This window comes from Agreia sp. (genome assembly GCF_964263775.1).
In the GTDB taxonomy this organism is placed as follows: Bacteria; Actinomycetota; Actinomycetes; order Actinomycetales; family Microbacteriaceae; genus Agreia.
This window is the reverse complement of the sequence record NZ_CAXVWM010000015.1, coordinates 22,900-33,048: the sequence shown is the minus strand read 5'-3', so window position 1 is coordinate 33,048 and position 10,149 is coordinate 22,900. Positions and strand designations below refer to the sequence as shown.

The following is a 10,149-nucleotide window of genomic DNA, read 5'->3' as shown; positions in this document are numbered from 1 at the left end:
GCCCGCGGTCCGAGGCGTTCGCGAATGATCTCGAACGTCGCCCGACCGCTGACCGCGGCGACGCGGCCCGACATCTGCGCGAAGAGGCAGATGCCGATGACGCCCACGATGACGACCCAGACGAGTCCGAGGCCGAAGCGTGAGCCGACGACCGCGTTGGTCACCAGGTCGCCGATGTCGACGAACCCGCCGATGGCGGTCAGGATGCCGAGGGCGACAGCGAACAGGCGTCTCATTTCCCGCCCCCCGCAGCATCCAGCTGCTTCTCCGCGCTCTCGAGTGCGTCGACAGCGTCGGCGATGCCAGAGGCCGATCCCGCGGACAGCTCGTCACGAGCCGCACTGACCGCGTCGACTCCCGAGCGTATGACGTCGAGAGCGCGCTGCCTGACGGTCGACTCGGACGCCCCGGCGGCCTCGGCCTCTGCGACTTCGGACTGCGCACCGTCGAGCTCGGTCAGCGCGTCGCCCAGGGCGGTATCTGCAAGGGCGAAAGTCGAGCTGTCACGCGTATAGAGCTCGAGTGCCAACCGGCCGGATGCGACGGCAGACGATGATTCGCGAAGCGCCTGGTCTACGGTATCGGGAGTGCTCGAACACCCGGTCGCGAAGAGGGCGATGCCCGCCGAGAGCACGGCCGATCCGACCTTCACGCGAACGTTCATGACGAGCACCGTATTGCTCCCCGAGCGGCTGGGGCAACCCCTTGCCGCCCGAGGCTGTCAACCGCTCGCCGAGCGCTGTTCAGCTCGCTAACGTGGAGTTCATGGGCGCCACACAGCTTCTCCTTGTCCGGCACGGCGAGAGCATAGGAAACGCGGCGGCGAGCCGCGCTGAACTCGAGGGGGCCGAAACCATCGACGTTCCCGTGCGGGATGCCGACGTGCCCCTCACCGAGACCGGGATGCGCCAGGCGACCGCCGTCGGAGCCTGGCTCAGCGGCCTCGACGCGCAATCCCGACCGACGAGCGCCTGGACCTCTCCCTACGTCAGGGCAGCCAGCACGGGCGAACTCGCCATCGCGCAGTCGGGAATCGATCTCACACTGCGCGTCGACGAGCGGCTGCGCGACCGAGAACTGGGCATCACCGACCTGCTCACCACGCGGGGCTTCGAGGCCCGGCTGCCCTTCGAGGCGCAGCGACGTCGCTGGCTCGGCAAGTTCTACTACCGGCCGCCGGGCGGCGAGTCGTGGGCCGACATGGTGCTGCGGGCTCGCTCCGTGCTCTCCGACATCGACCTCATCGACGACGGCAAGCACGTGATGATCGTGTGCCACGACGCGATGATCCTCATCCTGCGTTACGTCTGCGAGGGAATGACCGAGGCGCAGTTGCTCGAGACCTCGCAGCGCTCCGCAGTGGCGAACGCATCGCTGACCCGGCTGTCGCGACCGAGCGGATCGGGTCTCTGGACCGCCGACAGCGTCAACGATGTGTCGCACCTCTCCGACGAAGGAGCTCCCGTGACCACGCATTCAGGAGGCATGGATGACCGGCCTGCCCACTGAACGAGCGCCCCGGCGGATCACGCCGGAGTTCCTGCAGACCTGGCCCCTGCCCTCGGGCGGCGGGTCGAAGCGCGACCGCGGCAGCATCCTCGTGGTCGGCGGATCGCCCAAGTCGCCCGGCGCCGTGCTGCTCGCGGGCCGAGCGGCGTTGCGTTCCGGCGCCGGGCGGCTGACGCTCGCGCTCGCCGACTCCGCCGCCGCATCGGCGTCCGTGACTTTTCCCGAGGCCGGGGTCGTCGGCCTGCCCGAGAACTCGTCGAGAGAGCTCGGCGGGGGCCTGGTCTTCGCGCTCCGCTCCGAGCTCGAGGCCAGTGACGCGGTGCTCCTGGGCCCGGGGCTGCACAGCCCGTCAGAGGCCCGCGCCGTGCTCGCGGCCCTGCTCCCCCGCATTCCGCACTCGACGGCCCTGGTACTCGACGCCTTCGCGCTTGGCGTGCTGGCCGAGTTCGAGGGCGAAATCGCGCCGTTCGCCGGCAGGCTGGTGCTCACTCCCAACAAGCAGGAGGCGTCGATTCTGCTGGGCCGATCTCCCGACGATGACCCGCAGCCCGACGACAACGACGAGGTCGCCGTGCGCTACGGGGCTGTCGTCACGTGCTTCGACCGCATTTCGGATGCCGATGGCTCGTCGTGGATGGTGGCCGAGGGCGGATCGGGCCTCGGCACATCGGGCAGCGGCGACGTGCTCGCGGGGGCGATCACCGGCCTGCTGGCTCGCGGACTCGATCCTGCGGCCGCGGCGTGCTGGGGAACCTGGGCGCACTCGCAGGCCGGCGACCGTCTTGCCGCACGTGTCTTCGAAACCGGGTTTCTGGCATCCGAGATCGCCGACGAGTTGCCCGCGGCCTTCGCTGACGCGGCGCCGGCATCCGGTCAGGCGTAGGAGTCGAAAGCGGCGAGAAGCCGCGTGACGGAGCCACCGAGGTTCCACTCCGCCGAAAGCCGTTCGAGCTCGTTTCGGTTCTCGCCCAACACGGGCTCGATGCGTGCGCCGACCCGACCGAGCGTCGGCAGCTCGAGATCGCGTACCACCGTCACGACGGTGGGCGCGACGTCGAGGTAGTCGCTCGCCGCCGTGAGTTTCGACCGCACCGACGCGCTCAGCCCGCTGCCGGCATCCTGCGCCGCGTCGCGAAGCGACTCGAGCGTGCCGTACTCGGCCAGAAGCGTCGCCGCGGTCTTCTCACCGATGCCCCCCACCCCCGGAAGACCGTCTGACGCGTCACCTCGAAGGGTGGCGTAGTCTGCGTACTGGCTTGGCAGCACCCGGTACTTGCCGACGATCACTTCGTCTGTGACGAGTTCGAGGTTCTTCATTCCACGGGCCGTGTAGATCACACGCACCTCGCGTGCGTCGTCGACGAGTTGGAACAGGTCGCGATCACCGGTCACCACATCGACGGCCGAATCGGCGCGGCTGGCGTAGGTGCCGATCACGTCGTCGGCCTCGTGGTCGTCAGCGCCCACGATGGCGACGCCGGCGAGCTCGAGCACATGGCGGATGAGCGGAATCTGAGCCGCCAGGCCGTCGGGCACCTCTTCGACATCCAGCCCTCTCTTCACGGTCTCGGCTACCCGCTGCGCCTTGTACGAAGGAACGAGGTCGACCCGCCATTGCGGGCGCCAGTTGTCATCCCAGCAGGCGATCAGCTGGGTGGCTTCGAACTCCGTCGTGAGTCGGGCGATCATGTCGAGGAGGCCGCGCACGGCGTTCACCGGGATGCCGTCTGATCTCGTGATCGAGTCGGGCACCCCGTAGAACGCGCGGAAGTACAGCGAGGCGGTGTCGAGCAGCATCAGTCGGTCGGCCATGCTCGATCATCACACGTGGCGGGGCGTCAGTACGCGATGCCGAAAAGCGTTTCCGCGTTTGCGCCCATGAACGCAGCACGGTCCTCTTCAGAGGAGAACGTCGCCAGGAGTTCGTCGATGTTCGCCTTCGTCGGCCGCTGGAAAGGGTAATCCGTCGAGAACAGCAGTCGATCGGGGGTGGTCACCTCGAGAGCGTGCCGGAGCAGCGTCGGATTCAGCATTCCCGAGTTGGTGATGTGCACGTTCGAGCGGATGCACTCGGATACCGATCGCTGAAGTCCGGCGACGCTGGTCAGGCTGTCGACGCGATCCTGCCAGAACAGCAACAGCTCTCCCCAATGACCGAGCACCAGCTGCAGGTCGGGGTGCCGATCGAAGGTGCCTCGGACGATGAGTCGCAACGCCGCCAGAGCGGCCTCGAGGTGCCATCCCCAGCCGAAGGTCGCCAGTCCGAGGTTCGTCATCGGGTCGAAGCCGGTGAATGCCGAATCGCGGACGGTCTTCGACGGGATCTGCGGGTGGATGAAAACTGGCTGACCGAGAGCGGCGGCGGCGGCGAACACTTCGTCGTAGCGGGCGTCGTCGAGAGGAGTTTCACCCGTTCGGCCGTAGACCATGGTGCCGACGAATCCGAGCCCCGCGGTGCGTTCGAGTTCGGTCACGGCCGCTCCGGGATCGGCCATGGGCAGCGTCGAGAATGCGCGGAACCGCGTCGGATGGCGCTGTACCGAGGTGGCTGCGGTGTCGTTCGCCTGCCGACTCAACGCAACGGCCTCGTCCGCGTCGAGGGGCTGCGCCCCGGGAGGGGCGAGGGAGAGGATCTGCATGTCGATTCCCTGGTCATCCATCATGCTGATCCGGACGGCATCCAGGTCATCGAGGCGTTCGAGGTTGTCGCCCATCTCGTCGAGAACAGTGCTCGGATCTGCTCGATCCTCGGGCAGGGCCTTCACTGCGGCCGTGAGCCGCGGAAGGTTCCAGTGCTCCTCGATCGCTATCACTCTCATGTCGACTCCGTTCCAGCTCTGTTCGCCGTGGCGGTGCAGCTTCCGACCGGGCAGGAACGCGGCGCTGGAGAGCATCTCCTCGACGTCCTGGGCGTACGACTCGGCGAGCTACCCCCAGAGACGCGCGCATTGGTGCGGTCGATGCTGACCGTTCCCGAGGCGGCGAACTCGATGCGGGAGTTTCTCGACGAACGCGTCGAGAACCTGGCCCGCTCTCTCGACGGAGACGACACACGGCTCCGTGCCCTGATCACCGTGAGCGGCATCCTGGGTCTGACGATCACGCAGCACTTCCTTCGACTGCAGGCCTTCGACGGCGCCACGCACGACGAGGTTCTTCGAGCGGCACAGGGCTGGATGGCATCCCTCGCCTCCGATAACCTCGAGACGAAACCCGAGGCCCGTCGTCTCGACGATCACGGGAGATGCTCATGACGATTCAGGATCCCGTCACAGTGCGGCCGATTCGCGTCGGCACTCTCCTCGCAGGCGAGGAACGGATGCCCGTCTACGTGTACGTCATCACGCACCCGGAAGGTCGGATCCTCGTGGACACGGGGATGACCGAGTTGCACCCGGCGGTGGCCGACATGGACCCGCAACTCGAGCCCCTGACCGCGGAGAGCATCGATCTCGACAGCATCACCGCGGTGGTCAACACCCATCTGCACTTCGACCACTGCGGCGGCAATCATCTCTTCGCCGGCAAGCCCGTCTACGTGCAACGTCAAGAACTCGAGGACGCCCGCACCCAGAACGACTACACGATTCGAGAATGGGTGGATGCGCCCGGAGTGACTTATGTCGAGGTCGACGGCGAACGGGAACTTCTCCCGGGCGTTCGGCTGATCCCCGCACCGGGACACACGCGCGGTTCCCAGATCGTCGTCGTGCAGACCGAAGAGGGCCCCGTAGCGATCGTCGGCGACGCCGCTGTCTGGTCGGGCGAATTAAACGAGCCGACCACGGAGGGTCAACGTCTCATACGCTCACTCGATGCGCACCAGGTGTGGCTGGCCCATGCGAGCGAACCCTGGTCTGCCGACTCTCAGTCATAGTGGCGTCGAGGCGAGGCCCCGCCTACGCCTCGCCCATCATGAGGCCTTCTATGGAGTGCTTCTGGGTGATGGGCACGAGCTCGTCGACGATGGGGCAGACCAGATGCCTCTGCACCCGCTCGGGCAGGCTGTCGTAGAAGTCGCGGGTGACCGCCATGTCGTGGTGCTCGGCGTTTCCTGCACCCGGCGCATCCACCCCGAGCACGAGAACGGGTCGGGACTTGTCCGACTGGTTCTCTGTTCCGCGGTGGATGGTGAGAGCCGAGCGCACAGAGACGTCTCCACGCTGCGGGTACTTGCGCGTGGACAGCTTTTCGTAGCGCTCATACGCCGACTTCGGCGGGAACATCTCGTGCTCGAAGCCTTCGGGAAGATCCCACTGGGTGGTCGGCGCGATCTGGAACGGGCCCATGTCTTCGGCCGTGTCGACCGCCGTGGCGTTGAAGGCGAGCGATGTCAGGCGTCGGTTCACCCGGGTCTCCTCGGGCATCGGAAAGTCCCGGTGCCAGGGCTGGTTCTTGGCGCCGGGACCGGGGATGTCGAAGCCGAGTTCGATGATCTCGTAGTCGGGGCCGAGCACCGCCTCGCAGACCGAACGCACCCACGGATGGTCGACCAGCTCGAGCCAGCCGTGCATCTGTTCGGGGTGCATCTCGACGTAGTACCTCTTCGGGCCGCGGCCCACGGCGCCGTCGGGGCGGCTCAGCGCCTCGGCGAACGCGATGTCGATGTCTTCGCGCAGGGTGTCGGCCCAGTCGACCGAAAACGCGCCCCTGCGGGCCGAGATCCCATCGGTGTTGAGGGCGTCGACGGTCTTCTGCACGTCGGCATCGAGAGTCGAGTCGGATGTGCTCAGTATGGGTGCTTCGCCTGTCACGGTATCTCCTTCGATGGTGGAACAGCACGGCCCTCGCGCGATGCGGCATGCGGTGGCCGGGCCGCTCGTACGAGGCGTGAATTCGAATTTACAGCGCTAGAAAGGGAGGCGTCAAGGCCAGACACGATATTCCGGCTTGCATGGGCACTACAGTTCCTTCACAGGCGCGATACGAGACGGCGCCTGGCGCAGAAGGGGAATCCATGGCCGGCGTTCGACTCCAGGACGTCGCCGACCACGCCGGCGTGTCGATGAAGACCGTGTCGAACGTCGTACGCCATCACCCCAATGTCTCGCCGCAGATGCGCGCGCGCGTGCAGAGCGCCATCGACGAGCTGGGCTACCGCCCCAACGCCCTCGGGCGACGACTGGCCACGGGGCGCACAGGACTCCTCGCCCTGGCGTTCGCAGACATCCGGCTCCCCTACTTCGCCGAGCTCGCGAACCTGGTTGCGGCCACGGCGTCGACATCGGATGCGCGCTACCGCGTGCTGCTCGAAGAGACCGGAGGAACCCTCGATGGCGAGAGGGCCGTGCTGAACGCGAGCGAATCCGGGCTTGTCGACGGCATGCTCTTCCAACCCGCGATCATGACCACGAGCGAGATCGACGAACGGCACGGAGACATCCCGATCGTGCTCCTCGGCGAGGGCGCCGCGCCGCCCAGCGTGGACCGCGTCATGATCGACAACGAGGCCGCCGCGATGATGGCCACGGGTCACCTCGTCGACCTGGGTCGGTCGAGGGTCGCGTTCCTCGGCCACGAGACGACGCAGTTGACCGCCACATCGCAGCAGCGCATCGAGGGCTACCGACGTGGCCTCGAACACGCGGGCCTCTCCGCCGACCCCGCGCTGCTCATCGCCACCGTCGAAACTGGAGCCGTGTCGGCCCGGGCCGCCGTTGGAGCCGCCATCGACGCCGGCCTGCACTTCGACGGACTCGTGTGCCGCGACGACCTGGCTGCCATCGGTGCACTCCGGGCGCTGCACGAGCGCGGCGTCGCCGTGCCGCACGACGTCGCGGTCGTGGGATGGGACGACACCTCTTTCGCGGCGACGACGTACCCGAGCCTGACCTCCATCGCTCCCGATACGGCGACGCTCGCATCTATGGCGCTCGAGATGCTCGAGGAGCGGATTGCCGGATTCGATGGAGCGGGCCGCCATCGGCTGGCACCCTTCCAGCTGACCGTGCGGGAAAGCGCCCCCTTCCGCTGAGCGTGGGGCTTTCGGCTCACTTCGCGCTGCCTGAGTGGGGTAACGAGGTCATGAAGCTCCGCTCCCAGAATTATGGCCACGCGCGGTGTCAACCTCCTGCGCCGTCGCGATCACCTTGCCGATGTGGTGTCGTCTGAGCGGACCATCCACGGTCTGAGCCGTGACGAACCTGCCACGCGTGCACACACCTAAGGACTGCCGCTGTGATTTCACTGAGAGGGGGGCCGGTTCACTACGCTGGCCGCGTTGTGCGACGTGCTGCAGTGCCAGCCCGGAGCCTGCTGCGCAGGGAGGCCGACATCGGCTAGCGCAGTTCCGTCTGACTCCGACGCACCTCATCTGCGGGGCTCAAGAGTGTCGGCGCCTCGACTTCGCAGCGATCATGAGTCGTACACCGACGAACCCCAACCCGATAAGAATGACCGCTACGCCCGCCGCGGGCAGACCTGCGACGTCAATTCCCGTGTTGGCGAGCGTCGTCGGCGTGGCGCCCCGAACCTCGATTATGACCGTCGCCTGCAGGGCGGATCCGGGAACCCTTACGATGATGGGCCGCGATCCCGGCCGGGTGAGCACTGCGGATGCCTGTCCGAAGACATCGGATTCCTCCGCTGAACTCAACGCGAGCGATGCGGCCTCACCAAGCTCGGTGCCGTCTGCGCCGACGAGGCGCCCGGTGAACGTGACCATGCCACCGGCCTCGATCGACGTGGCGGACGGTGTGACGACGAGGGTGGCACCTGTGTGCCAGGTGATTCCCACCACGCCCGCCGTCTGCTCGACTGACGTGCCCACAGTGACGTTGCTTACGGAAAACGACTGCACGAGCGTCTCGCCCGCGCCTCCGCCGCCGGAGCACGCGGAGCCGCCGTGCCCGCCCTCACCCCCTGTGGACCCGCCGCCACCACCGCCGGCCGACGGCTGATTGATGCCCGACTTCATGCCACCCTTCGTGCCGGCCCCGGTCGGGGCGTCCGCGCCGTGTCCGCCGACACCGTACTCGTCTTCGGCACACTTGCCCCGATAGCCGTCACCTGCGGTCACACCGGCATCACCTCCCGCACCGCCCGTGTAGGCGCCCCATGCCGATCCGGCCCCGCCGCCGCCGCCGGCCACGATCAGGACCCTGCCCGCCACCGAGACGCTGGACGCTCCGCCACCGCCGCCTCCGCCGTACTTCTTGCCGAGGTCGTCGGTGGTCACCTGGCTCTCGCCTCCGGGCATACTCGCACCCCATCCTCCTGCGTTGCCATTCGTGCTGGTGCCGTAGTGCCCTCCCTCGCCGCCGACGTCGACGGTGATGACGGCACCGGGAGCAACTGCGATCGTGCCCGTGACCGAGGCGCCTTTTCCGCCCGAGGCATCGTCGCCGCCCCCGCCCGTGGTGTGCGACGAGTCACCGCCGGCTCCACCGGCGACCGTGACGGACATGGCGGTCGCGCCGTCGGGCACCGTCACCGATTGCGAGGCGCCGGTCGCCTGGAGGACTACGTCACCCGCAACGGTAGGCGCCTCATCCAGCACCCAGTCGAAGGATGCGTAGCCGGAGTCGAGCGTCGCCATCGTGGTGACGGACGCGTTGGCGAGCGCAGCGCTCGCGGAGGACGTTCCTGCGCCGCCGCCGCCGCCGGAGGCAGTTCCGCCATGGCCGCCTTCTCCACCGATCGTGCCGCCGCCACCACCCCCGCCGTAGCCGTCTCCGAAACCGTCATTGCCGCAAGAGCCACACCCTCCGGGCAGGCCTTCGCTTGAGGGAGCTTTGCCGGCGTGGCCGCCGAGGCCGTATCCGTCGGTGCCGCTGGGGCCGCCACCGTGAAAGCCGTCGTGTGCCGGGTCGCCGGCGTCGCCGCCCGCGCCACCAGCGAAGTTGTTCGATCCGGCGCCACCGCCGCCACCTCCGGCTGTTCCGATCACGTCTCCACCCACCAACAGCGTCGTCGCACCGCCGCCGCCCCCGCCGGTCGCGTCCTGCGACTGAGCGGGGTTCTCGACAGAACCGCCGGATGCCGGCCCACCCCAGCCGCCGTGGGCGTTGTCGGGGTTGGTACCGTAGTGGCCGCCCTGCCCGCCGACATAGACATCGAGGACGGTCCCCGGAGTGACGGTCAGGTACCCGCTCAGCACCGCGCCCTTTCCCCCGGCTCCGCCGTCTTGGAATCCCCCGACGCCTGACCCGCCCCCGCCGCCGGCGAGCTGCACGCCAACTGAGGTCACTCCGGCGGGAACCGTCACCGTCTGCACCGCCCCCGTTGACTGCAGCACGACAGAGCCCGGCGGGTCGGCGGCTAGTGCGGCTGGAGCTACGGAGAGCATTGAACCGGCGACCACGGCAGTCGCGCAGGCGCCGATCAACCAGGCTCGTCGCGACGAGCGATCCTGTGGCGATGCGGCCTTCGTGGTGGAGAGTTTCACGGGGTACCTTTCGTGCCAGGCGCAGCAGATCTCGGCGTGGCCATTCGTGAGAAGAAGATTATCAGTGACCCAGGAAAGCGCATGACGCAGTTGAAAGCACTGTCACCCCGATCGAAGGTCGGCTCGTTCGGGTTTTCGTGGTGACCAGATCGGCACACATCCCTCGCAAGCGCAAAGGCGCACGGAAAGTGCGCCGATCTGGACCTCATTGCGCAATTCTCGCCGCCCGCGTTCGCGATCGGCTTAGCGAGCCG

At 67.7% G+C, this 10,149-nt stretch carries 11 protein-coding genes; 5 read left to right on the top strand and 6 right to left on the bottom strand.

Annotated features, from left to right (window positions below; all coding sequences use genetic code 11):
• Together ACE5CZ_RS01735 and ACE5CZ_RS01730 are read right to left on the bottom strand one after the other, a co-directional pair.
• Window positions 1–236, bottom strand: a 236-nt coding sequence (locus tag ACE5CZ_RS01735; protein ID WP_374945635.1) for a divalent metal cation transporter, incomplete at its 3' end; no start/stop codon positions are given.
• On the bottom strand, window positions 233–664 hold the full coding sequence (locus ACE5CZ_RS01730; protein ID WP_374945634.1) for a hypothetical protein: 432 nt from the start codon (window positions 662–664) through the stop codon (window positions 233–235). The genes ACE5CZ_RS01735 and ACE5CZ_RS01730, both read right to left, overlap by 4 nt.
• A 101-nt stretch (window positions 665–765) precedes the next feature.
• On the opposite strand from ACE5CZ_RS01730, the gene ACE5CZ_RS01725 reads away from it, so the two are divergent.
• Window positions 766–1,509: a histidine phosphatase family protein gene (locus ACE5CZ_RS01725; RefSeq protein ID WP_374945633.1), complete on the top strand. Its 744-nt coding sequence runs from the start codon at window positions 766–768 to the stop codon at window positions 1,507–1,509.
• On the top strand, window positions 1,490–2,392 hold the full coding sequence (locus tag ACE5CZ_RS01720) for an NAD(P)H-hydrate dehydratase (RefSeq protein WP_374945632.1): 903 nt from the start codon (window positions 1,490–1,492) through the stop codon (window positions 2,390–2,392). The genes ACE5CZ_RS01725 and ACE5CZ_RS01720 overlap by 20 nt, the downstream gene beginning before the upstream one ends.
• On the opposite strand, the gene ACE5CZ_RS01715 is transcribed toward ACE5CZ_RS01720, so the two are convergent.
• Window positions 2,383–3,321 carry a 5'-3' exonuclease H3TH domain-containing protein gene (locus ACE5CZ_RS01715; RefSeq protein ID WP_374945631.1) on the bottom strand — a complete coding sequence of 313 codons (939 nt, stop codon included), beginning with the start codon at window positions 3,319–3,321 and terminating at the stop codon, window positions 2,383–2,385. The genes ACE5CZ_RS01720 and ACE5CZ_RS01715 overlap by 10 nt on opposite strands.
• Window positions 3,322–3,347: 26 nt before the next feature.
• Complete coding sequence (locus ACE5CZ_RS01710; protein WP_374945630.1) at window positions 3,348–4,328, bottom strand: amidohydrolase family protein; 981 nt, start codon at window positions 4,326–4,328, stop codon at window positions 3,348–3,350.
• Here ACE5CZ_RS01710 and ACE5CZ_RS01705 point away from each other — a divergent pair.
• Both ACE5CZ_RS01705 and ACE5CZ_RS01700 read left to right on the top strand, forming a co-directional pair.
• Window positions 4,302–4,763 (top strand): hypothetical protein, encoded by a 462-nt coding sequence (locus ACE5CZ_RS01705; RefSeq protein WP_374945629.1) that lies wholly within the window; start codon window positions 4,302–4,304, stop codon window positions 4,761–4,763. The two genes, ACE5CZ_RS01710 and ACE5CZ_RS01705, sit on opposite strands and share 27 nt — an antisense overlap.
• Window positions 4,760–5,386: an N-acyl homoserine lactonase family protein gene (locus ACE5CZ_RS01700; protein WP_374945628.1), complete on the top strand. Its 627-nt coding sequence runs from the start codon at window positions 4,760–4,762 to the stop codon at window positions 5,384–5,386. The genes ACE5CZ_RS01705 and ACE5CZ_RS01700 overlap by 4 nt, the downstream gene beginning before the upstream one ends.
• 22 nt (window positions 5,387–5,408) lie before the next feature.
• Here the strand turns inward: ACE5CZ_RS01700 and ACE5CZ_RS01695 are convergent, their stop codons facing one another.
• Entirely contained in the window at window positions 5,409–6,263 is an 855-nt protein-coding gene (locus ACE5CZ_RS01695; RefSeq protein WP_374945627.1) for a phytanoyl-CoA dioxygenase family protein, read from the bottom strand.
• 203 nt (window positions 6,264–6,466) lie between these two features.
• Between ACE5CZ_RS01695 and ACE5CZ_RS01690 the strand changes: the two genes are divergently transcribed.
• The gene (locus ACE5CZ_RS01690; protein ID WP_374945626.1) at window positions 6,467–7,483 is read left to right on the top strand and encodes a LacI family DNA-binding transcriptional regulator; all 1,017 of its coding nucleotides are present in this window, start codon (window positions 6,467–6,469) and stop codon (window positions 7,481–7,483) included.
• Window positions 7,484–7,831: 348 nt separating this feature from the next.
• Here ACE5CZ_RS01690 and ACE5CZ_RS01685 read toward each other — a convergent pair whose 3' ends face one another.
• A complete protein-coding gene (locus tag ACE5CZ_RS01685) occupies window positions 7,832–9,895 on the bottom strand; it encodes a hypothetical protein (RefSeq protein WP_374945625.1) in 2,064 nt (687 codons plus the stop codon).
• Between the last annotated feature and the right edge of the window lie 254 nt (window positions 9,896–10,149).